We start from the raw sequence: 23,849 nt of genomic DNA, 5'->3' as shown, positions 1-23,849 counted from the left end.
GTGTAAGTGCAGTAATGTATTGAGCTAACTTGTACTAATTACCCGTGAGGCTTAACCATACAACTCCTAAAAGGTGTTGGACTGACCAAATAAGCGAAGAGTATCAGAGAAGATTATTAATCTTCTCTTTGAAAACTCAACGTGGGTTAGTGTGTGACCAAGAAATAAATATGCTTGCGAAACATATTTTACAAAGATTTATAATTGCTTGATAAAACAACAATAAAACCAGCTTTTCTAATTAACTTTTTATGCTTGGCGACCATAGCATTGTGGTACCACCTGATCCCATTCCGAACTCAGCAGTGAAACGCAATTGCGCCGATGGTAGTGTGGGGTCTCCCCATGTGAGAGTAGGTCATCGCCAAGCGCCTAATAAACGATAAATCCCTGTTGACTAACGTCAGCAGGGATTTTTTCGTTTATGCGCTTGTGGTGATGACTCTTAGATGAGGAAAGGTTAAGAGTGCCAACAAAATTGGTTTCAACTCATGTGATAGTAAGGCGAATTTTGCGACAGCAAAGTATCATACCAAACGCATTAATAAAGTGATCTGATTTGCTATTTAAAATTGATCATAAATTTAATGGCTGTCTTATTTGAACGCTAACTAGCACGAACCATGACAACAAACGCATCGCTCGTAGGGTGCATTCTATGCACCGATTTTCGCTGCCCGCGGTACATAGAATACACCCTACCGATAACACCATATCAAATGCATTAATAAAGTAATCAGATTTACTATTCAAAATTATACCGACGGCTTTGTGAGTGTAAATTTTTCCTTTGAAGCAACTGATCATAAATTAAATTCTTTTGGTATGACTAACGTCAGCAGGGATTTTTTCATTTAAGCGGTATCTTCAAGCTGCTTATACCAAAAGAATTAATGAAGTGATCAATGATTGCGAAGGAAAAATAAGCACTAATAAGGCGTGAGTTGCAGGAGATAGTTGTTCTCACTTCAAAACTCACAACGCAGTCAGGGATGATTTTAACCAGCAAGGGTGATCACCTTTTTAGTTCTTTTGGTATTAGGTATAGATAAGTGTATTTGGTGTTATAATCGCCGGCGAAATGAATTTAATTGGATAGCTTAATGCAACATACTCTCGAAATTCTGATCTCTAAAGAAGAGATTGATGCCCGAATCAATATCCTTGCTGCAGAAATTAATGAACACTACAAAGACAGTAAATCCATTCTTCTGGTCGGTTTATTACGTGGTTCTGCCATTTTTCTGGCCGACTTAGCTCGGCAACTTACAGGTCCCGTCGCGTTAGATTTTATGGCGACATCCAGTTATGGCAGTGGCACGACAACCAAGGGTGAAGTGAGAATTCTCAAAGAATTTGATGAGCAGATACATGGTCGCGACGTGATAATTGTTGAAGATATTATCGATACCGGTAACACCTTAAATAAAATAAGGGAGATGTTATTGTTACGTGACCCGAAATCATTGGCTATCTGTACTCTGTTAAATAAAACTTCCCGTCACCAGGTTGATGTCAAAATTGATTGGCAAGGTTTCTCGGTTGAAAATAAGTTTGTTGTGGGCTATGGGATTGATTTTAATCAGCTTTATCGCAACCTTCCTTATATCGCCAGTGTCAATTTTAATTCTTAATTAAGGCCGTTATTACATGTATGCAATCGATTTAGAAAATATCAGAAAAGTTTATAAGGGTGGGGTTGAAGCACTCAAAGGCATCTCTTTACAGGTTAAAGAGGGGGATTTTTATGCGTTGCTCGGCCCTAATGGCGCAGGTAAATCAACCACCATCGGGATTGTGTCATCACTGGTCAACAAAACCGGCGGAAAGGTAAAGGTCTTTGATTATGATCTAGATACACAATTGGAATTGGTTAAAACGCAGATAGGGTTAGTACCACAAGAATTTAACTTTAATCAATTTGAACCTCCGATTCAGATACTGGTGAATCAAGCGGGTTTTTATGGCATTAAACGCAAAGACGCTTTGATCCGTGCCGAAAAATACCTCAGGCAATTAGATCTCTGGGGAAAGCGCAATGAACCGTCCCGTGAATTATCCGGCGGCATGAAACGCCGTTTAATGATCGCACGCGCATTAATGCATGAGCCTAGGTTATTGATTTTAGATGAACCAACCGCCGGTGTGGATATTGAGGTTCGCCGCTCTATGTGGGCATTCTTAAAAGAAATCAATAAGCAGGGTGTGACCATCGTTTTAACCACGCATTATCTTGAAGAAGCTGAGATGCTGTGTCGCCATATTGGTATTATTGACAAGGGCATTCTGGTGGAAAATACCAGCATGAAAGAATTGCTGGCACGCTTAGATAGTGAAATTTTTATTCTTGATGTTGATCCCCTTGAAAATGCACCAGAGAGTGAACATTTTAATATCACTAAAAGCGATGATATTACCTTGGAAATTGAAGTAAAAAAATGCCAATCATTAAACAAGGTTTTTGCAGAGTTAACCGCTCTGGGCGTTCGTGTTAACAGCTTACGTAATAAATCCAATAGATTAGAAGAGTTATTTGTGGGACTTGTAGAAAAAGGCAATTTAAATGATGAATAGTACTTATTTTACCGCGTTAAAAAGTATTTGGAGAAAAGAAGTTAATCGGTTTTTACGGATTTGGGTGCAAACGCTTATCCCTCCTGCGATAACTATGTCCCTTTATTTTGTTATTTTTGGCAATTTAATAGGCAAACGTATAGGTGAAATGAGTGGTTTCAGTTATATGTCATTTATTGTCCCCGGGATCATTATGATGGCAGTGATCACCAACTCCTATTCAAACGTGGCGTCTTCTTTTTTCAGTGCCAAGTTCCAGCGTAATGTCGAAGAGTTAATAGTCGCACCTGTCCCTAATTATATTATTATTTGGGGCTACGTCGGCGGCGGCGTGATCCGCGGTTTATTGGTCGGGTTTATCGTCACTTGTGTTTCTGTGTTTTTTGTTGATTTACATATTTTCAATCTGTTCGCCCTGTTATTAAGCGTGTTATGCACTTCGGTGTTGTTTTCACTGGCGGGTTTGTTAAATGCAATATTTGCCCGCTCTTTTGATGATATCAGCATTATTCCTACCTTTGTACTAACCCCCTTAACTTATCTGGGCGGGGTGTTTTATTCAATCGATCTGCTCCCTGATTTTTGGCAAACCGTATCGCACTTCAACCCCGTATTTTATATGATCAATGCTTTCCGTTATGGTTTTCTTGGCATTGCTGATGTGTCACTGCTTTGGTCCTTTACAATGATAGGCAGCTTTATTGTTTTGCTTTATGGACTGATCATGCTGTTACTGAGAAAAGGGGTGGGTATCCGCACATGAATGAATTAGGTAATTCCAGAGTGATAAGCTCTAATCAATCGGGTTTACATGAACAGCTAGATGAAATTGTGTTAAAACATCTTAAGCATAAGTTCCTTAAACCTTATCAAAAACATACTTTGGATGCTTTTATTGCCTGTGAAAAGTGGGTACAACAACAGGGTAAACCCATTATTTTTGACTCCTGCTGTGGTGTTGGCGAAAGTACTTATCATCTTGCCGAAAGACACCCCGAGGCAATTGTGCTGGGCATGGACAAATCGGCTGATCGCTTGTCTAAACACCCACAGTCCAGCGCTGATAATTATCGTTTATTACAGGTTAACCTTAATGATTTTTGGCGCTTGGCTGTCGAGGCTAACTGGCAGCTAAGTCATCACTACCTGCTTTATCCTAATCCCTGGCCGAAAGCTAAACATGTCCAGCGTCGTTGGCACGGCAGCGCTGTTTTTCCTTCTATTATGCAGTTGGGAGGGGAGTTGGAGGTGCGCAGTAACTGGTTTACTTATATCCATGAGTTCTCCCGTGCATTAGAGCTTGGCGGACAAAGCTGTGAGCTGGAAGAGTTTCAAAACAGTACACCTATTACTCCTTTTGAACGTAAATACTGGGCGAGCGGTCAAAAGTCATTACGTTTAACCGCAAAGCTTAATCAATAGCCAGATTACTTAAAAAGACAGAAATATATTTCTGTCTTTTTTATATTAAGTGAAATTAATTTCTATCTTGCAGGGTCTTACTCTTACGATTAACTTGGTTCGGGGTAGGTTATGCTTATAAAAGTAAGAAAAAAATCGGATATTAAAGAGTCTCAGTTAACCGATCAAAAGGTTTATAAAAATCGCCGGGTGGTGCTTAAAGCATTAGGATTATCTGCACTGAGTATTCCTCTGGCAAATTCTGCGCAAGCAGGGCTGTTCGATATTTTTTCCGATAAAAAACAAACCGACAACTCGAATTTCCTCTTTCAACGCAATGAGTTAATTTATTCAAAAAATAGTCAGTTCCAATCTTTAACGCCTCTTACGCCCGAAGAAAAAATATTGCAGTACAATAATTTTTATGAATTTGGTACTGGTAAGGGGGACCCCTTCTCATTTTCGCAACAGTTTAAAGTTGATCCCTGGCAGCTTGTTATTGATGGCCTGGTTGATAAACCAATAACCCTTAATTATGAGGATTTATTAAGCCGTTTTGCTATTGAAGAGCGTTTATATCGTATGCGCTGCGTTGAAGCATGGTCGATGAACATTCCCTGGTTAGGTTTCAGCCTGGCAACGCTACTTAAAATAGCCTCTCCTAAAAGCAATGCCAAATACGTGCGTTTTGAAACGCTCAATGATCCCAAGCAGATGCGCGGTCAAAGTTCCGGTTATATTGGGGGAGGCATTGATTATCCTTATGTTGAAGGATTGCGTCTTGATGAAGCGATGAATCCGCTGGCCTTATTATCAGTGGGTTTGTACGGTAAAACGCTGGCGCCTCAAAACGGTGCCCCTATTCGTTTGGTTGTTCCCTGGAAGTATGGTTTTAAAAGTATTAAATCCATTGTCAAAATCACTTTAACGGATAAAGCCCCGGTTAATACCTGGCAAAAAATTGCCGCCAGTGAGTATGGTTTTTATGCCAATGTTAACCCGCAAGTTGATCATCCGCGCTGGAGCCAGGCAAGTGAACGTTTTATAGGTCCGGGTAATCTTTTTTCAGCATCTCGCCAGCCGACCCTGCCTTTTAATGGTTATCAGGAAGAGGTTGCCTCCCTGTATAAAGGGTTAGATTTAACCCGCAATTTTTAAAAAGGAGCTGCTGTGAAAATTTCCACAACGGATATATTGTCTGCCAAGGCGCTGATTCATTTGGCTTCTTTGTTCACATTTTTATACCTATGGCTGTTGGTGGAGCAAAATGCATTAGGCGCCGATCCGGTTAAAGAGATGACTCATTTTCTGGGAAAAACAGCGCTTAATTATCTGTTAATAACACTGTGCATCTCACCCTTAGCACGGCGTTTTAAACAACCTTTATTAATTCAATTACGGCGTGTATTAGGTTTATATTGTTTTTTTTGGGCGTGTTTGCATCTGTTGGTTTTTATTTGGTTAGATCTTAATTGGCAGGTGATGTTATTTGCCGAAGAGGTGGTTAAACGTCCTTATATGACCCTTGGTGCATTAACTTGGGTGATTTTGTTAGCATTAAGCATCACTTCAATTAATGTTATCCGCAGGCGGATGAAGCGTGCGTGGTTAACCTTACACCGAACCGTTTACTGGGCTGCCCTATTGGCAACTATTCATTATTACTGGTCGGTAAAATCAGGTTTGATAGAGCCGAGCATTTATTTTGTGATCTGTTTTTTCCTTCTGGCGCAGCGCAAAGATTACTTTAAATCTTTGCTAAGACGTTACGCTAAGAAAAAATTAGTTTAAGGATTTTGTCGTAAATTTAATGCGGTAAGATAATATTTATAGAGATGAGTATTAATTTTTTGATGGATAATAAAAAACCGAGAATATGAATAATTATTCTCGGTTTTTTATTTTTTACTGATTATAAAAGCGCTTAAGCCACTTGTACCGGGACGTCTTTACTCGTACGTACAATGTTATTTTGCGCATCTAAATACACTAAACTTGGTTTATGATTTACAATTTCCGCTGCATCTAAGCTTGCGTAGGTACAGATTATTACGCGATCGCCAACAGCCGCCATGCGCGCCGCAGCACCATTTAGAGAGATGATTTTTGAACCACGTTCGCCGATAATAGCGTAGGTTGAAAAACGTGCTCCATTCTCGATATTGTAAATTTCAATCTTCTCGTATTCTAGAATTCCAGCTTGCTCGAGGAGGTCTTGATCGATAGCACATGAACCTTCATAATTTAATTCGGCGTGCGTCACTCTCGCTTGGTGGAGTTTGCCCGTAAGCATTGTTTTTTTCATACAAAAAACCTTTTTCTAGTAAGTAATCGCTGTTTTTTTCAACAGGGCGACTATAAAGTAAAATCCTTAATGGTGCAAATTAAACCCTATTCTAATAGGCAGGGTCATAATGGATATTGATAAAAGTCAAATTTATAATATTAAGGGGAAATGGTGTATTCATTAAACAGTGATAACACTAAGAAGTTAAGCTTGAATTTTTGTTTGATGGTTATTCAAGCTAACGACTTTATTATCAATTAAACGTGTTTTTCCTAAAAAAGCCGCCATTAAAATAACCGCTTCCTCACTATTCTCACCCAGCGCCTGTAAGGTCTGAGCATCAACAATATGGATCGCGTCAGTATTAAAACCGGCGTTATTAAGCTCGCTCGAGGCATCCGCTATTAACTGTGAAAGTTCGGTTTTCTGCGCTTGCAGATCGGCAGCTAAGCGGTTCATCACTGTCGCTAAAAAAGGCGCGGTTTGTTTTTCTGCGGCGTTCAGTTTACTGTTGCGAGAACTCAAGGCCAGGCCATTTTCTGCGCGCTTTGTGGCAACCGGAATGATCTCAATGGGCATGGCTAAATCTTCAACCATCTGTTTGATAATGGCTAACTGCTGAAAATCCTTTTCACCAAAAAAAGCATAATCAGGCTGAACGAGGTTAAACAGTTTATTAACTATGGTGCTCATGCCGCGGAAATGCCCGGGACGAAGTTGACCTTCTAAGCAATTGGATAAAAAGGGCACCTCAACATAGGTTTGCGCATTCAAACCCTTTGGATAAATGCTCTTCGCCGAGGGAGTAAAAACAATATTGACACCCGCCGCTGCCAGTTTTTCACAATCTTGTGCCACTGTTTTTGGATAATTTTGTAAATCCTGATCATTATTAAACTGCATCGGGTTAACAAAAATACTGACGATAACCGCCGCGGCTTTTTTCTGCCCGGCTTTTACCAGGGTTAAATGCCCGTCATGTAAATTACCCATGGTGGGTACAAAGGCAATTTCGCACCCTTGCTGTTTTAGTTGTTTTATTTGTTCACGTAGTTGTTGTGGATCATCAAGAATAAGCATGTTTTTTATCTACCAATATACCTAATAAAAGCTGTGTTCAGCAGACGGGAACTGTCCGCTTTCAACTTGTTCTTTATAGAGCGCGACTGCCTGGCGGATATCACCGGTCTCAAGCAGGAAGTTTTTGGAGAACTTCGGACAAAAACCAGCGGAGACACCAAATGCATCATGCATTACCAATATTTGTCCGTCTGTGTCACTGCCAGCTCCAATTCCGATCACTGGAATTTGTAATGCGCTGGTAATTTTATCGGCTAAACTGACCGGAACGCACTCTAAAACTAACAGTTGGATACCGGCTTCCTGAAGCAATAATGCATCGTTGAGCAGCTCTTCTGCCTGTTCTTCTTCGCGTCCCTGGACCTTGTAACCACCAAAAATATTGACTGATTGTGGTGTTAAACCAAGGTGGCCGCAGACTGGAATACCTCGTTCCACCAATCCTTTTACTGAATCAGTGAGCCATTTTCCGCCCTCCATTTTTACCATGTTAGCGCCTGCACGCATCAAGACTGCGGCATTTTCATAGCTTGTTTCGGGGGTTGAATAACTCATAAAAGGTAAATCAGCAATAATGAATGCACTTTTAGCAGTGCTGACAACAGCCGCTGTATGGTATCGGATATCGTCAACGGTCACCGGCAGTGTAGAGTCATGCCCTTGTAATACCATGCCGAGGGAGTCGCCTATTAATAATACTTGGATACCGGCCTGATCAAAAATAGCCGCAAAACTCGCATCATATGCGGTCATACAGGTGATTTTTTGGTTGTCTTGTTTCATTTTAGTCAGACGAGAAACGCTGATTTTAGCCATGATTGCTCCAAAATTAAAATTACATTTATACCTATCATATTAATTAATTTATTACTTTCGAAGCAGGAAAAATCCGAGATAAAAAATTAATGACGGTAATTTGTTGTGCTTATTGCGACAAAATTTAAATACGATTATGCATCGTTTTCGTAAATCGTCAACGAGCCAGGCAGTCAATTATTCTTTCTAACTCAGCTAAACTGGTCTAAATGATCAGTCGATTAACGCATATTCTACTCTTCCAAAAACACCTAACCTGACTGCAGGTCGCATCTTTAAGTCGCTGGGTTATAATAGTTTTCTTATTTTACTGCGGTGATTTTTTTATTCAACTGCTAATCCGGATCAAGCCGTTTTTATGACAGTGCGCGGTTAGCTGTAATAATGCTTTTCCGTCGGGTAAAAGCAACTCATTATCTAGTTCTAATAAAGGATAGAGCACAAATTCACGCTCGTGCATTCCATAATGCGGAATGGTTAAGCGTGCATTATTAATTACTTTATTATCGTATAAGATAATATCAAGATCTAAAGTACGCGGTCCCCAGCGGTTTTCCTTACGCACTCTGCCCTGTGACAGCTCTATTTTTTGTAATTCATCTAACAGCTCAATGGCCGTTAGTTGCGTATCAATCTTAACCACGGCATTAATATAGTCAGGTTGATCCTGTGGGCCCATCGGTGCGCTATGGTACAAGGATGAGCTGTTACAAAATACGCTATCGGGTAGGTGGTGCAGTCTTTCAATGGCTAACTTGGCCTGTTGAATCGGATCTGCTTGATTGCTGCCCACACCAATATAACTAATCAAGGCTCACTGCCTCTGGCTTTTTTCGCGTTTTATTGGCGTATCGACGTTTTTTATGGGGTTTTTTATCCGCAGGTTTAACCTCAGTGGCTTTACTCGCATTACCGACGTAACTGTGAGCCGGTAATTTATTATTATTTTGATATTCCTGCCACCACGCAGTTAATTGAGCAAGTTCTGAGCTTTCTTCTACTTTTGCGCGCAGCGATAAAAAATCAAAAGCGGCACGGAATTTAATGTGCTGATGAACCCGTTGTGCGCGTTTTCCACCAAACCGTGGTAAACGTAACTGCAACACCCAAATATCTCGCACTGCAGCCGTAAAACGTTTCGGAATAGCAATGGTTTTAATCTGTATGCTCAGGACTTCATTCATGGCTAATAAAAAGGCATCGTAATAATCTATACCGCCTTCAAAAGCCATCTCCTGGGCACGTTGTTCGAGCGGATACCAGAGGATAATGGCGTAAAGATAAGCCGGAGTAAGGCGCTTACCTTCCGCAATCCGTTGATCCGTATCTTTTAGCGCTTGTTCAATCAGCAGGGTAGCTTTATCATCTTCACCATCTTTAAACAGAATAGGGAATAGGACTTGTAACAACTTGTATTCTTTTAATAAGCGGTAAGTTGCTAAACCCTGGCCGGAAAGCAGTAATTTGATCACTTCATCAAAATGACGCGCGGCGGGGATGTCTTGTAAGAGCGGCGCTAAGCGGCGAATGGGCTCTGCACATTCTTCACTGATGGTAAGATTTAATTTTGCTGAAAAGCGAATAGCCCGCATCATACGCACCGGATCTTCGCGGTATCGTATCTCCGGATCTCCAATCAAGGTTAGCTTGTGCTCCTTGAGATCCTTCATGCCATTGCAAAAATCATAAATGGCAAAATCAGCAATATCGTAATACAGGGCATTAACGGTAAAATCGCGACGTTCAGCATCTTCTTCTAGGGAGCCGTAAACATTATCGCGCAGTAACATACCCGCTTCTGACTGTTTTACTTTTTGCGCATCTTGTCCATTGTCATCATTGTGATGGCCACGAAAAGTAGCCACTTCAATGACTTCACGGCCAAACAAAATATGCGCGAGACGAAAGCGACGGCCGATTAAGCGGCAGTTGCGAAATAAAGCTTTGACCTCTTCGGGTGTGGCATTGGTGGTAATATCAAAATCTTTAGGTTTTATGCCGAGCAGTAAATCACGCACTCCCCCGCCGACCAGTAATGCCCTGAATCCCGCATTGTGAAGACGATAAAGTACCTTCAATGCATTTTCATCTATATCTTTACGGGAGATGCTGTGCGACTCTCGTGGAATTTTAAAATGATCCGCCGATGGTGTTTGCTGTTGTTTACTTTTTTTTGTAAACACTTTTTTAACAAATGTACTTAATCGTTTAATAACGCTATCCTCAATGATTGATCTTATGCTGCAAAATATTCCCCCATTTTATGTGTGTGAGAGGTGAAAGACAAATTAATTTTTTATTTGTATTTCAGTAAGGTGCGGCAGCTTGTCCTGCGACCAGTTTTGTACTGCCCATTTCAGTATTTCGAAGCAACTTTTATCAGCAATTCCCTGCGGCGCAGTGTGTCCGAGAAAGCTTAGCGCCGCTAATAACGTTGGAATGGGATTGTCTTTAGTGATTGCTAAAGCGTGGTTTTGTTTGGAAAGTTTTTGCCCGGGGGCTGTCACCGCGACGGGCAGGTGTAAATAAGCGGGTGGTTTGTTATTTAACAGCTGATACAAGGTGATCTGTTTACCCGTGGTATTGAGCAGATCTGCACCGCGCACTATTTCTGTAATACCTTGATTGATATCATCAATGACGGTTACCAAATTATAGGCATATAAGCCGTCTTTACGCCTGATAATAAAATCTTCCGTTGCCTGCCGTTCATCTAATAAAACACTGCCCTGTAAACAATCATCAAAATGGGTCACAGGATGAGTCATATTGTTTAAATTAATGCGCAGCGCATTATTTATTTCCGGGAGCTGTTTATTCCGGCAGGTCCCTCGATAAAGTCCACCATTCTGGCGAATTATTTTACGGCTGCAGGCACATGCATAACAAAGCTGTTGATTCGTAAGTTGGCTTAGAATATGGTCATAATGCTGGCTGTTATGACTCTGGTAGATGACGTCACCATCCCAATTTAGTCCGTAGGCCTGCAGGGTCAGGAGAATATCCTGCGCGGCGCCTTCGACTTCGCGGGGAGGATCAATATCATCTATGCGAACTTGCCATGATCCCTGCTGGGATCTGGCCTGCAGATAACTGCCCAACGCTGCGACCAAAGAGCCAAAGTGCATTGGACCTGAAGGCGAGGGCGCAAAACGTCCGCGGTATAAAACTGGCTTAGGCAAAGCTGAGCGCATAAACAAAAACGGCTAGCTCATGGCTAACCGTTTGTTTAACAAAAACAGGCTTAACCAACTATCTGTCTCTCTTTGATTTCAGCTAATGTTTTACAGTCAATACATAAATCAGCCGTTGGGCGAGCTTCTAAACGGCGGATGCCGATTTCAACGCCGCAAGAGTCACAAAAACCAAAATCATCGATTTCTATTTTCTTTAAGGTTTTTTCAATTTTTTTAATTAATTTGCGTTCACGGTCACGTGCTCGAAGTTCTAAGCTGAACTCTTCTTCCTGAGTTGCTCGGTCAATGGGATCGGGGAAATTTGACGCTTCATCTTTCATATGATCAACGGTACGGTCAACTTCCTGACGTAATTGAATGCGCCATGCATTAAGGATTTTTGTAAAATGATCCCGTTGAGCTTTATCCATATATTCCTCACCGCGCTTTACTTTATACGGCTCCACTCCGGCTATGGCTAAAATGCCCAATGTTTTTTTTATTTGAGTTGGCATAGAAATTTCCTTAATTGATGCATGATTGATTGTGCTAATTGCTGGCATCAATACAGTGGCAAAATGAGAATAAACTAACAGAGAAAATCACGTAAAAATGCTTCCGTATATTTTCGGCGGCTATCTATAGCAAGTAAATTATAATCAGTCAATTAACCTTTGTCGATTTCAACGGGTTTTATTTCAATTATTTTTGAATTGTATTACATCGCCCACAGTTATTGATTTTTTATTCATGTTTTCAAAGGTGCTATTTATCCTCTTTCCCTGCCGAATCACGCACTTAAAAAGCGCTATTCAAATCTGTTGATTGTCCCACCCGCAAAAAAATAATGTTAGTCGCCTCTAAAAAAGTCTACAGAGGAAAAACTTTTTAGATGGGTTTATTTCGCTTGTGGAGTAAGTGGTGCAATAAGTTATGCTGGATATTTAATCAACTCGTACTGACATTTATAGTGCAATAATTTGAAAATGCCGGCTTCTTAACCTTTAAGTCATTTAGCTATAGCAGTCCTCCCGGTTTAAGGAAAATACACTTATCACTTGCCATTTAAAGGACTCAGGCAAGTTTGTATCAGTCAATAACGCCCCACCAGATTTTAAGTTATAATGCGCAGTATAAACAACATTCAACTCAATGCAGGTTATTTTACGTGCTTCCAATTTATGATTTTATTCCGCAAATACAAGAAACACTCAGCAAACATGCCGCATTAGTGCTGCAGGCCGAGCCGGGGGCGGGCAAGTCAACCGCTGTTCCCTTAAGCCTGATTGGTGCGCCTTTCTTAAAGGGTAAAAAAATTATTTTACTGGAGCCGCGCCGGGTTGCCGTTAAATCGATAGCTTTTTATCTGGCAAAACTGTTGGGTGAAAAAGTCGGACAGCGTATCGGTTACCAAATTCGCAATGAACGGAAAATATCAGCGGATACCGTGTTGGAAATTGTCACTGAAGGAATATTAACCCGTCGTTTGCAAAATGATCCTGAATTGAGTGATGTCGGGCTGATTATTTTCGATGAGTTCCATGAGCGCTCTATCCATGCCGATTTAGCCTTAATGCTGGCTTTAGAGGTGCAACAAGCCTATCGGGATAATTTGACCTTGTTGGTGATGTCAGCGACGATCGACACGGATCTAATCGCAAATTATCTTAACCATGCGCCGGTAATAAAATGCCCGGGAAGAACCTATCCCGTTGAGATTGAGTACAGCGGTCACTCTCGGGAATATCTTGATCAGCAGGTGATGAGGGCGCTGAATACGGCATTAAATGAGACAAGTACGGGTGATATCCTGATATTTTTACCCGGGCAGGGCGAGATAAGAAGAGCCATGCAGTTAGCCGCGCGGCAACTGGGCTCAAATATTGAGTTATTACCCTTATATGGCGGCTTAGCCCTGTCACAGCAGGAGTTGGTACTAAGTAAAAGGTCCGGCAGTCAACAAAGAGTGATTTTTTCCACCAACATTGCGGAAACCAGTTTAACCATTGAAGGTATTTGCACGGTGATCGACTCGGGCCTTGAAAAGGTTTTAAGCTTTGATGTCAAAAGCGGTTTGTCGCGATTAGAAACAACTTATATCGCCAAAGCGTCAGCTACCCAAAGAGCCGGACGGGCGGGGCGTTTGCAGAGCGGGCGGGCGATTCGCCTGTACAGTGAAGCAAAACACCAGGGGCTTAAGGATTTTCAGGCAGAGGAGATAAGCAACACGGATTTGAGCAGCTTAGTCTTGGATCTGGCTGCCTGGGGGATCACCAGCTATGCAGAGGTTAACTGGTTAACACCACCACCCGAGCATCACTTTGATGTTGCCTGCTCCCTGAACCGCGTTTTAGGCTTGCTGGATGCGCACAACAAGATAACCAAAAAAGGCAGCCGTGCACTGAAAATGGGCCTTGAGCCAAGGCTTGCCAGTATGCTACTTTCCTGCCAATCGACTCTGGAAAAGCGAATTGCCTGTGTGCTGGCGGCACTGCTTTGTGAGCGTGATATTTTATTTAATGCCGGGAGCTCCGACATTGTTGAACGCGCTATGCTGCTTAATGATTATCTGGCGGATAGAAAATCATTAACAAGCAACCGCAATATTAATATAGGTATTTTACAGCAGGTAATCACTCAGGCTAAATCTTTTGCAAAATCGCTGGGTTTGTCAACCCTCGGCGGGCCGATCAGTTTATTCGACTGGAGCCATTATGCGGGCGCTTTATTGCTGATCGCCTACCCGGATCGTTTAGCCAAAATTCGCAGTATCCAAAGCAGTCGTTATCTGCTCGCCAACGGGCGGGGTGTTACGCTTAGAGAGATGGACTCTGTTCAAGGTGAGTCCTGGCTGGTGGTTTGCGATTGTGATGGCAAAAACAAAGACGGTAATATCTACAGCTGCGCGGCTGTTTCCATCGATCAAATAAAAACCGCACTGGCAGATCAGTTGGTCGAGAAGTGCCATTACGCTTTAGATACTAAAAAAGAGAAGGTGATTGGCCGCCAGCGTCTCACTTACCGCGCTTTAGTGCTCGAAGAGCAGCTCTTAAGCGTGATCCCTGACAATGAGTTTGCCCTGTGTGTTGCCGATATTCTTAAGCAGGAAGGGCTGATATTTCTCAACTGGACAAAGCGTTGCGCTTCATGGCTTGCGAGAGTCAAATGGTTGGGCAGCGTAATGGCCGATTTTCCTAAAATAAGTGAAACCACCTTAATTGAGCAGTTGGATAACTGGTTACTGCCCTATATCGGCAGAGTAAAAACCATCAAGCAGCTCAGACAACTCAATATTGCTGATCTGCTGATGGCGAACTTAACCTGGCAGGAAAGCCAAACCTTAGCGTCCCAGGCGGCGGAGTTTTATGACGCGCCGAGCGGCAAATCCATCACCATTCGTTATGATCAGCAGCAGGGACCGACCGTAGCGATCATTCTGCAGGAGATGTTCGGTCAGTTAGACTCCCCGATGCTGGCAAACAACACCGTGCCGATCCGTTTTGAACTGCTTTCTCCGGCACGAAAACCGATTCAAACGACCAGCGATTTAGGCAATTTCTGGTGCACCTCCTATTTTGATGTCGCCAAGGATATGCGCGGCAAATACCCTAAACATCGCTGGCCGGAAGCGCCACTGCTGGAGTTGCCCGGACGTTCGATCAAAAAAAGAAAATAGTCTGTGCAGTATCCGTTAAATAACAGATACTGCGGCTGTTTTATGATTTTCAGATAAACAGCTTGTTCAAATTAATGATTTTTCCGGAAAGTGCTTTGACGCTTCCTATACTATAAACAACTAACGGCAACAGTGGCTCTGCTTAACAACAAAACAGAGCCAACATTAAATTTTTCTATCTAACAGTTTAAAAGGAAGTCTCAAATGGAAAGCTATCAAGCTTTACTGGCTACTTTAGCCCTGACCATGGGCGCATCATGGGCCAGTGGAGTTAATTTATATGCCGCCCTGCTGGTACTGGGGCTGGGTGGAGTCAGTGGCAATATTGATTTACCACAAGGGCTTGTGGTGCTTGAAAACCCACTGGTGATAGGCGCTGCCGGGCTGATGTATGCGGTTGAATTCTTTATCGATAAAACGCCTGGAGTTGACAGTGGTTGGGACGCTATCTCGACCTTTATTCGCCTGCCTGCAGGTGCCATGCTTGCCGCCGGCGCCGTGGGCGATGTCACGCCAGCGCTGGAAATCGCCGCCGGGATCATGGGCGGCGGGTTAGCGGCCACCAGTCATTCGCTCAAATCAGGAACTCGGCTGCTGATTAATACCTCACCCGAGCCCGTGACTAATTGGACAGCATCAATCAGTGAGGACTTATTGGTGCTAGGTGGGCTTTGGACGGCGCTTAATCATCCGCTTATTTTTATTATTTTGATGGTGATCTTTATTATTTTGGCTATCTTAATTTTACCCAAGTTATGGCGTTTGATTAAATTGATGTTTCGGAAAATCGGTCAGTTTCTGGGTTTAATAGATAGGGATTTAGTTGAGAGAGGTAACGGCAGTGATGATGAAGCGGGTTTGAGTTCAAATCCGCACTATCAGCGGTTGCAGGCTTTACGCGATGAGGGGGTCTTAAGTGAAGAGGAGTTTAATATCGCCCGGCAGAGGTTGCAGAGTAATAGTGAGTCGCAATAACGCCAACAACACCAATAACAGAAAGCGGGCGAATAAGGGGATGATACCCCTTACACTCGCTTATAGTCATTAAACTTGGAACGTCTTCGGCTTTTTTATCTTTGTCATCATTATGCTCGTATTTATTATCCCGCGCTGACGTTATTTATACTGATCGCATTTTTAATTGGTAGGAAGCAGTACAATTTCTTTAAGTAATATTTTAATAAGAATCTGAGTTGCTTTGGTCTGATATTTACGTTCTTTGTAAATCAAATAAGCATGACGCTTTGGCTGTTGATACTCAGGGAAAATCCGCATTAATTTTTTATTATTTTGAACTAAACCTATGGGTAACGTGGCTACCCCAATTCCCGCTTCAGCAAATTCAATGGCAGATTGAACATCGTTGACCGTGATGGTCTGTAACCCTTCAAATTCCTCTGTTTTTTTCTTGCTGTGGACAAGTTGAATTTTATCCCCGGAAGGGCCAATCCATCTGCTATTTCGCAGTTCCTGCAAATTCCGGGGTACTTTACCCTCAGCAAACAGTGTTGCACTTATATAAATACCATGTGAGGTTTCAAATAACGGTCTGGCTATCACATCTTCATCAATATTGGGTTTAAATGAAATGATGATGTCTGTATCTAATTGAGGTTTTATACGCTCTTCTGATAATACCAAGTCAAGTTCAACCTTCGGATACTTATGGAGAAATGTTGACAGAACGGCTTTGACTGTGTGCTGATAAAACAAAGAAGGTACAACCAGTTTCAGCTTGCCGGCAACCTCTCCATGGCGGGCTTTCTTATTTAAAATGTCGACATTCAAATCATTGAAAAGTGATTGGTAATTATGGAAAAGCTCCAATCCAAATGCGGTGGCCGTTATATTTCTGCCTTTTTTGGTAAGTAATTTTGCATTTAATTTTTCTTCCAGAGATGAAATGCGCCGGGAAATAGTAGATGTAGGTATCTCTAAATAAAATGATGCTGCAGCAACAGATGTTTTATCAATAACAATACAAAGCAGATAAAGATCATCAATCATCCCATATATGGTTTTATTCATCCCAAAAAGCCCTGTTTTTATAGTGAATTCAGTTGATTATAATGACAGGTTATATGAATGCAAAGCTATTAATGCCTTGTCACAAGTGATGATTAAATGACGGCCGAGCATGATTTGTCCATATGAGGATAATAATATTATAGTGACCGTTTTACTTTTTAACTTAGGTGGTTTTAGTCAGAATTTTGCTTTTGCATGAGAGGGGTTTTTATCGAGAGCTAATACTGCCGATTATAAGCGGCAAGCGTTTAAAGCAATCATAGCCAATTTATATTAACTAAATTTTTCAAGTTAGCCAGAAAAACATTTTTAACAATATTTTATTAAAGGATTTTATGCATGTTTACAATAAATTCATCGAAGTGCTATCTGCTTTTATTATTTACTTTCTTACTGCTTGGATGTGGCGAGCAAGCCGGATCGGCAAAAAGAGTGATAGAGCCGATTCATGTTGATGCGCTGACCATGTCTGAGGTGACATTAAGACTAAGTACTGAACTGCCGGGGCGTATCTCTGCTTTTAAAAACGCGGAAGTAAGACCTCAGGTGACGGGCATCATTGAAAGTCGGTTATTTGAGGAAGGTGCGGAGGTTAAGGCGGGTGAAGTACTTTATCAGATAGACCCGGTCATTTATCAAGCATCGGTAAACAGTTATCAGGCACAACTGCAAAAAGCAGTTGCGGATCAGCTGTCAACTAAAAAAAGTATTGTACGTTACACTTCACTGTTAAAGAAAAATTTAACCAGTCAGCAAAATTATGATGATGCATATTCGGCTAATCAGCAGGCACTTGCTGAAGTTGCGATTCGCCAGGCTGCTCTGGATAATGCTTCTGTACTTTTATCTTACACGCAAATTAAAGCACCTATTTCAGGACGTATTGGGCTTTCTCAAGTCTCTGAGGGTTCATTGGTTACGGCGCAACAGGACACGAACTTAGCGTCGATTATTCAATCAAATCAAGTGTATGTGGATATGACTCAGTCTTCGGTTACATTGTATGCACAACAACAGGAGTTCCAAGGAAGCCTTGAAAACGCTGAAAAGCCACCCGTTATTCCTGTAAAAATAACCCTTGAAGATGGTAGTGAATATGATCAACTTGGTTATTTAGAATTCTCTGATGTGCGAGTAGATAATTCTACTGGCAGTGTCACATTACGTGCTTTAGTAGCAAATGAAAAACATCGCTTATTACCCGGCATGTTCGTTCGTGCCACTATTTCTGCGCCTAAAGAAAAACAATATATCGTTATACCACAATCATTAGTGGTTAGAACACAATCTGGGGAGCCTACGGCCTACGTGATTAATAGCGATAATCAAGTTAAACGCGTCGATCTTATTTTAGGCAATGAAGTCGATAACGGTTGGGTTGTAAAAAAAGGCCTTGCAGTTGGAGATAACGTGGTGATGAGCAATTTATCTAAAATAAAAGCAAATCAAACCGTTGTTATCGATAGTGAAAATGTGGTTTATAAAATCAATATTGCCGATAAAGTTACTCAGTAATCAACCCAATTAGGATGAATTAGATGTCTAAATTTTTTATTGATAGACCCATCTTTGCCTGGGTTATCGCTATTGTCATTATGCTATCTGGGATCGTTGCAATACTCAACCTACCTGTTGCTCAGTATCCAACGGTAGCCCCACCTTCTATTAATATTAGAGCTTCCTATTCAGGTGCATCGGCTCAAGCAATTGAAGACAGCGTCACTCAGGTTATCGAGCAAGGTATGACCGGGCTCGATAACCTCTTGTATATGTCCTCTACCAGTTCTTCTGCAGGTCAGGCCGATATTACACTGACCTTTAGTGCAGAAACTGACCCCGATATTGCACAGGTTCAGGTTTCAAATAGTCTGCAGCAAGTCACCAGCCGTTTACCGACCGCAGTGCAAAATGCCGGGACATCGGTGACTAAAAGTACCTCAGGTTTTATTTCTGTTACGGCTATCTATTCTGAAGATGGTTCAATGAGTGCCTCTGATATTCAAGATTATGCTAATTCAAATATCAAAGATGTGGTCAGCCGTGTAAATGGCGTTGGCAGTGTCACCATTTTTGGGCCTTCCTATGCAATGCGCATATGGTTAGATCCCGCTGAATTAAACAGTTATCAATTAACGCCCATTGATGTTTCTAATGCAGTCTCAGCACAAAATAGCCAAGTCACCGTTGGCCAACTGGGGGGCGCACCTTCGGTTGATTCTCAATTAATTAACGCAACCATTACGGCACAAAGTTTATTATCAAGCGTTGATGAATTTAAAAATATTCTGTTAAAAGTCAATCAAGATGGATCTCAAGTGCGACTAAAAGATGTGGCGCGGGTTGAGTTAAACGGAGCAAATTTAAGTGTGGTACCTAAATACCATGGATTAGCAACTTCGGGCATTGCCATTACACTGGCTTCTGGTGCTAACGCTTTAGATACTCAGGCTGCGGTTGATGCGAGGTTATCGAAGCTTGAAAAAGGTTTCCCGAAAGGACTGAAGCTTGCAAAAGCAATGGATACCACCCCCTTTATTCGTATCTCAATTGAAGAAGTGGTACAAACATTATTTGAAGCGATCGTTTTAGTGTTCTTTATCATGTTGCTATTTTTACAAAACTGGCGTGCAACCTTGATCCCAACCATCGCAGTGCCAGTAGTATTACTTGGTACCTTTGGCATTATGTCATTGCTTGGATTTAGTATTAACACGCTATCGATGTTTGGTATGGTACTGGCAATTGGTTTGCTGGTGGATGATGCGATAATCGTTGTTGAAAATGTCGAACGTATTATGCATAAAGAAAAGTTATCTCCCCTAGAAGCAACGAGAAAATCAATGGGGCAAATAACCGGCGCCCTGGTGGGGATGACAACCGTATTAGCTGTGGTCTTTATTCCGATGGCCTTTATGTCTGGATCTACCGGAATTATTTACAAACAGTTCTCACTGACCATTGTTTCTGCGATGTTCTTATCGGTTTTAGTTGCCTTAGTATTAACCCCTGTTTTATGTTCAACCTTACTTAAACCCGCGGATAAAGAGACCAATATACGTATTTTCGGTTTATTTAATCGCATGTTTGATCGCTCATTATCGGAGTATAACCGTTCAATCAATCATGTATTAGGGCGTCCTATTCGCTTTATCATACTGTATGTATTATTACTTGGCGTAGGTGCTTGGATGTATTCATCCCTACCCAGTTCATTTTTACCCGACGAAGACCAAGGTTCTTTTATGGTAATGGCGCAATTACCTAATGGTTCAACTTTGAAGCAAACTGAAGCTGTGATGGACGATGTTCGCGCTTATTTCAAAGAAAATGAAAAAGAAACCGTAAATGGCGTTTTTGATGTATCGGGCTTTAACTTTGCCGGCGCAGGGCAAAATGCAGCGATGGGATTTGTCGATTTAAAAGACTGGTCAGATAGAACCGCTTCGGGTAGCGACGTTAATTCGGTTATTGAGCGGAGCATGCAGTATTTTTCAAAATATAAAAATGCGTCTATTTTTGCCTTCAACTCACCTGCTATTCGTTCATTAGGTACGTCTACTGGCTTTGATTTTTACCTTGAAAATATTGGCAATATTAGTCATGATAAATTGATTGAAATTCGCGATGAACTTTTAGCTAAAGCGGGGCAAAGTCCAATTTTAGCAAAAGTTAGGTCCAATGGATTGGAAGATAATGCGCAATTTTTCTTAGACATTGATTACGAGAAAGCGAAAGCATTTGGCATTGAAGTTGCTGATATTAATCAGACACTTTCCATTGCTTGGGGCTCATCCTATGTTAATGATTTTATTGATAACGGACGTTCTAAGAAAGTCTATATTCAGGCCGATGCGCCTTATCGTATGACACCAGAAGATATGAACCTTTGGTTTGTTCGTAACAATAAAAACCAAATGGTGCCCGTTTCAGCCTTTACCTCATCGCATTGGGGACAGGGTTCGCCGCAGTTGAAGCGTTATAATGGTAATTCAGCGGTTGAGATTTTGGGTGAAGCGGCGTCTGGTTACAGTACCGGTGATGCGATGGATGAAATAAATCGTATTGTGACTGAATTGTCGCCAAGTGTTCAAGTCAGTTGGACGGGAATGTCATACCAAGAATTACAAGCGGGTAATCAAGCTCCTATTTTATACGGTATTTCAATCTTAATGGTTTTCCTATGTCTTGCTGCACTTTATGAAAGTTGGACTATTCCGATTGCTATTATTTTAGTTGTGCCTCTTGGTATTCTCGGCGCTTTGTCTGCGACTATGTTCCGAGGGCTTGAAAACGATGTGTATTTCCAAGTTGGCCTCTTAACCACCATCGGTCTATCGGCAAAAAATGCAATATTAATTGTTGAATTTGCTAAGGAACAGATGGAAAAAGGAATAGGGCTAATTGAGGCAACAGTACTCGCCTGTACAATGCGTTTACGTCCAATTATTATGACCTCATTGGCCTTTATTTTAGGAGTGTTGCCACTGGTGATTAGTACGGGGGCTGGCGCGAATGCGCGAAATGCAATCGGTACCTCGGTGATGGGCGGAATGATTTTAGCAACTTTATTGGTTATCTATTTTGCGCCGTTGTTTTTTGTATTGGTCTGTAAACTGTTTAATACTAATGTAAAAGAGATAAGCAAGCCGAAGACTGAATAACAGGCTATAGCGATTGTGAATGAGGTTATTATTGACTGTTCGAATTTCTACCTTTGACTGTGAATAGGTGATGATAAATCTCAATATAATTTCACCGTTTGAGGGAATCAAGCTTATCAAACGCAACAAGGTAAAAAGGGTTTTATCAGTGATACCCGGTTAGCGCATATCGGGACGGCACAGTCCGTCCCGTTCATAATCTTGCATGTCGTTCAATTCGCTGCTGGTTCCACTTGCAAAGCAATTAATGATCAACATAAATACAGACTAAGACACTCGCCGAATTGTTCGCTTAATTGCTAGGGTTTTTTAGCAGCTTCAACTGCTTGTTGCACTTTTAACCTATGCTGAGCTTCCCAATCAGAGAGGGTCATCGTACTTTCGAACTCCGCTTTTGCTTTAGCCGCCAAATATGTGTCCTGTGCCTTGGATTTTGGAATAACCACTATACCTTCGATATCTGCGACTATCATGTCTCCCGTGCAGACTTTGACTCCACCACAAGTAATAGGCTTACCTAATTCAAAATACTGCAGCTTTCTGCCCGGAACCGGAAATACCCCCCTGGCATACACAGGGAAGCTCATTGCGGTTATTTCAGCTAAATCCCGAATCACACCGTTGATCACAAAACCTTTAATACCGCGCTGTTTAGCGATCGCGCAGACATTACCGCCAGCAACCGCATTTTTATTATCCACACCGTCAACCACTATGATCGAACCCTTCGGAGCTTCATATATTGCACAGTGGAGCATCAAGTGATCGCCTGAAGCTAATTGAACCGTATAAGCGGGTCCTGATATCGGCTTCATATTTTGATAAAGAGGACCTATAGAGAAATCAATAAATTGCTCTCGGCCTAGTACGTTGCCATAGTCAGTTGTTGCCAGTGTTGAAAAGTCTGGTTGCATTTTTGATTCCATAATTAGATTAACTACTGGAAAAGCTTATCGCCCTACTATATATCCAAATATTGCATAATCCGTGACATCAAGATTCAGCTCAATAGCGCGTAAATGTTTATTTTTTGGTTATTGCTTGTTGAGATTGGATTTCATTTCATTAAAAACGAGCAGTTAGGGACTGTCTCGACGCGATTTTTGCCGTTATGCTTGGCCTTATATAGGCCCTGGTCAGCTCTTGATAGGACACTTTCAACGGATTCGGTTTCGATCCGCCACACGGCAATACCAATACTGACAGTCACATAAATTCCGTGTTCAAAACAATGTTGCTCGACGGATTTTCTGAGTCTTTCTGCCGCCTCAATCGCCACCTCAAGCTCAGTGCAAGGCATCAATACAGTAAACTCCTCACCTCCCCAGCGGGTGATGATATCAGATTCTCGCATGCACTCGGTCATCATTGATGAGAGTCCTCTAAGCACCGCGTCTCCACCCTGGTGACCTTTAGTATCGTTGACCGATTTAAAATTATCAATATCAAGTATCAATAGCGATATACCGTGCTGACAACGAAGAGCCCGCTTCAATTCAAGAGCTGCAACCGTTTCAAAATGCCGGCGATTCCACAGCCCGGTTAATTTATCGGTCTCACTGAGCGAGATTAGTTTCTGTTCAAGGGCGTGACGGCACGATATATTGGTTGCTATCCACAGCACCGCATCTTCACCCTCTATCTTAAACTCAAGCGCCTGAATACGGCCCTCAAACCAAATGACCTCCTGTGGTCCCTCACTATTTAACCCTTTCACATCATCGCCGGCTAATCCGTACTCAACAACCTGAATGCCTTTATGCGCTAATGCTCCGGCAATTTCTGACAGAAACCACTCAGCCTTAGGCTCTTTCAGCACATCTTGAATATAGGCGCCTATCAGGAAGCTTCCGTCGTGGTAATAACGGGAATCGGTACCGCCAAATACTGCTGCATATTTACCGCTGCGGGTGATTATAAATGCAGGGTCCGGGAGGCAGTGCATAATTGCAGAGATCTGTTCAAAGGAAAACATTCGGCACCTCTATTCTGCGTTGACTTTTTTTAATATTTTATAATTAACTGCTGTTTTTTGAAAATTAGTTACTGCGCTAACTCCGTTTTTAATTATTAACGTTCTGCTTTTATATCAAGTGCTTAAATAGAATGAGCAGGGATTTGTATGCAAGCTAAGATCTTACTCTGGTGAT

Annotated in this window: 20 protein-coding genes and 1 rRNA gene; 11 read left to right on the top strand and 10 right to left on the bottom strand. The window is 41.8% G+C overall.

Annotation, left to right across the window (positions count from 1 at the left end; translation table 11 throughout):
• Window positions 1-254: 254 nt before the first annotated feature.
• From rrf to msrQ, 7 genes are all read left to right on the top strand, one after another.
• A 5S ribosomal RNA gene (gene rrf, locus ACJAZP_RS11110) occupies window positions 255-370 on the top strand.
• A 733-nt stretch (window positions 371-1,103) separates the two neighbouring features.
• The gene (hpt, locus tag ACJAZP_RS11105) at window positions 1,104-1,634 is read left to right on the top strand and encodes a hypoxanthine phosphoribosyltransferase (protein WP_415230810.1); all 531 of its coding nucleotides are present in this window, start codon (window positions 1,104-1,106) and stop codon (window positions 1,632-1,634) included.
• A 16-nt stretch (window positions 1,635-1,650) separates the two neighbouring features.
• Window positions 1,651-2,574, top strand: a complete 924-nt coding sequence (locus ACJAZP_RS11100) for an ABC transporter ATP-binding protein (RefSeq protein ID WP_415230809.1) — start codon at window positions 1,651-1,653, stop codon at window positions 2,572-2,574.
• Window positions 2,564-3,337 carry an ABC transporter permease gene (locus ACJAZP_RS11095; RefSeq protein WP_415230808.1) on the top strand — a complete coding sequence of 258 codons (774 nt, stop codon included), beginning with the start codon at window positions 2,564-2,566 and terminating at the stop codon, window positions 3,335-3,337. The genes ACJAZP_RS11100 and ACJAZP_RS11095 overlap by 11 nt, the downstream gene beginning before the upstream one ends.
• Window positions 3,334-3,996 carry a tRNA (guanine(46)-N(7))-methyltransferase TrmB gene (trmB, locus tag ACJAZP_RS11090; RefSeq protein WP_415230807.1) on the top strand — a complete coding sequence of 221 codons (663 nt, stop codon included), beginning with the start codon at window positions 3,334-3,336 and terminating at the stop codon, window positions 3,994-3,996. The genes ACJAZP_RS11095 and trmB overlap by 4 nt, the downstream gene beginning before the upstream one ends.
• A 111-nt stretch (window positions 3,997-4,107) precedes the next feature.
• Entirely contained in the window at window positions 4,108-5,133 is a 1,026-nt protein-coding gene (gene msrP, locus ACJAZP_RS11085; protein WP_415230806.1) for a protein-methionine-sulfoxide reductase catalytic subunit MsrP, read from the top strand.
• Window positions 5,134-5,145: 12 nt separating this feature from the next.
• Window positions 5,146-5,766 (top strand): protein-methionine-sulfoxide reductase heme-binding subunit MsrQ, encoded by a 621-nt coding sequence (gene msrQ, locus ACJAZP_RS11080; protein WP_415230805.1) that lies wholly within the window; start codon window positions 5,146-5,148, stop codon window positions 5,764-5,766.
• A 133-nt stretch (window positions 5,767-5,899) separates the two neighbouring features.
• Here msrQ and panD read toward each other — a convergent pair whose 3' ends face one another.
• The 7 genes from panD to dksA form a co-directional block, all read right to left on the bottom strand.
• Window positions 5,900-6,280 (bottom strand): aspartate 1-decarboxylase, encoded by a 381-nt coding sequence (panD, locus tag ACJAZP_RS11075; protein WP_415230804.1) that lies wholly within the window; start codon window positions 6,278-6,280, stop codon window positions 5,900-5,902.
• 186 nt (window positions 6,281-6,466) lie between these two features.
• Complete coding sequence (gene panC, locus ACJAZP_RS11070; protein ID WP_415230803.1) at window positions 6,467-7,342, bottom strand: pantoate--beta-alanine ligase; 876 nt, start codon at window positions 7,340-7,342, stop codon at window positions 6,467-6,469.
• A gap of 21 nt (window positions 7,343-7,363) precedes the next feature.
• Complete coding sequence (gene panB, locus ACJAZP_RS11065; protein WP_415230802.1) at window positions 7,364-8,158, bottom strand: 3-methyl-2-oxobutanoate hydroxymethyltransferase; 795 nt, start codon at window positions 8,156-8,158, stop codon at window positions 7,364-7,366.
• A 328-nt stretch (window positions 8,159-8,486) separates the two neighbouring features.
• Window positions 8,487-8,969, bottom strand: a complete 483-nt coding sequence (gene folK / locus ACJAZP_RS11060; RefSeq protein WP_415230801.1) for a 2-amino-4-hydroxy-6-hydroxymethyldihydropteridine diphosphokinase — start codon at window positions 8,967-8,969, stop codon at window positions 8,487-8,489.
• Window positions 8,962-10,341: a polynucleotide adenylyltransferase PcnB gene (gene pcnB / locus ACJAZP_RS11055; protein ID WP_415230800.1), complete on the bottom strand. Its 1,380-nt coding sequence runs from the start codon at window positions 10,339-10,341 to the stop codon at window positions 8,962-8,964. Before pcnB ends, folK begins: the two co-directional genes overlap by 8 nt.
• A gap of 105 nt (window positions 10,342-10,446) precedes the next feature.
• On the bottom strand, window positions 10,447-11,352 hold the full coding sequence (gene gluQRS / locus ACJAZP_RS11050) for a tRNA glutamyl-Q(34) synthetase GluQRS (RefSeq protein ID WP_415230799.1): 906 nt from the start codon (window positions 11,350-11,352) through the stop codon (window positions 10,447-10,449).
• Window positions 11,353-11,402: 50 nt separating this feature from the next.
• Window positions 11,403-11,849, bottom strand: a complete 447-nt coding sequence (gene dksA / locus ACJAZP_RS11045; protein ID WP_415230798.1) for an RNA polymerase-binding protein DksA — start codon at window positions 11,847-11,849, stop codon at window positions 11,403-11,405.
• A gap of 653 nt (window positions 11,850-12,502) precedes the next feature.
• Between dksA and hrpB the strand changes: the two genes are divergently transcribed.
• Both hrpB and ACJAZP_RS11035 read left to right on the top strand, forming a co-directional pair.
• Window positions 12,503-15,010, top strand: a complete 2,508-nt coding sequence (gene hrpB / locus ACJAZP_RS11040) for an ATP-dependent helicase HrpB (RefSeq protein WP_415230797.1) — start codon at window positions 12,503-12,505, stop codon at window positions 15,008-15,010.
• Window positions 15,011-15,214: 204 nt separating this feature from the next.
• Window positions 15,215-15,985 (top strand): DUF4126 family protein, encoded by a 771-nt coding sequence (locus tag ACJAZP_RS11035; protein WP_415230796.1) that lies wholly within the window; start codon window positions 15,215-15,217, stop codon window positions 15,983-15,985.
• Window positions 15,986-16,147: 162 nt separating this feature from the next.
• Here the strand turns inward: ACJAZP_RS11035 and ACJAZP_RS11030 are convergent, their stop codons facing one another.
• Complete coding sequence (locus ACJAZP_RS11030) at window positions 16,148-17,038, bottom strand: LysR family transcriptional regulator (RefSeq protein ID WP_415230795.1); 891 nt, start codon at window positions 17,036-17,038, stop codon at window positions 16,148-16,150.
• 339 nt (window positions 17,039-17,377) lie between these two features.
• Between ACJAZP_RS11030 and ACJAZP_RS11025 the strand changes: the two genes are divergently transcribed.
• Both ACJAZP_RS11025 and ACJAZP_RS11020 read left to right on the top strand, forming a co-directional pair.
• Window positions 17,378-18,553, top strand: a complete 1,176-nt coding sequence (locus ACJAZP_RS11025) for an efflux RND transporter periplasmic adaptor subunit (RefSeq protein ID WP_415230794.1) — start codon at window positions 17,378-17,380, stop codon at window positions 18,551-18,553.
• A gap of 23 nt (window positions 18,554-18,576) precedes the next feature.
• A complete protein-coding gene (locus ACJAZP_RS11020) occupies window positions 18,577-21,699 on the top strand; it encodes an efflux RND transporter permease subunit (RefSeq protein WP_415230793.1) in 3,123 nt (1,040 codons plus the stop codon).
• Window positions 21,700-21,998: 299 nt separating this feature from the next.
• On the opposite strand, the gene ACJAZP_RS11015 is transcribed toward ACJAZP_RS11020, so the two are convergent.
• Window positions 21,999-22,613, bottom strand: coding sequence for an RraA family protein (locus ACJAZP_RS11015; RefSeq protein WP_415230792.1), 615 nt, complete (start codon window positions 22,611-22,613; stop codon window positions 21,999-22,001).
• A gap of 143 nt (window positions 22,614-22,756) precedes the next feature.
• Window positions 22,757-23,674, bottom strand: coding sequence for a GGDEF domain-containing protein (locus ACJAZP_RS11010; protein ID WP_415230791.1), 918 nt, complete (start codon window positions 23,672-23,674; stop codon window positions 22,757-22,759).
• Window positions 23,675-23,849: the final 175 nt, after the last annotated feature.

Source organism: Psychromonas sp. (assembly GCF_047632955.1).
Lineage (GTDB): Bacteria > Pseudomonadota > Gammaproteobacteria > Enterobacterales > Psychromonadaceae > Psychromonas.
Note: the sequence above shows the minus strand (reverse complement) of the source record. Positions and strands in the feature narration are given on the sequence as shown.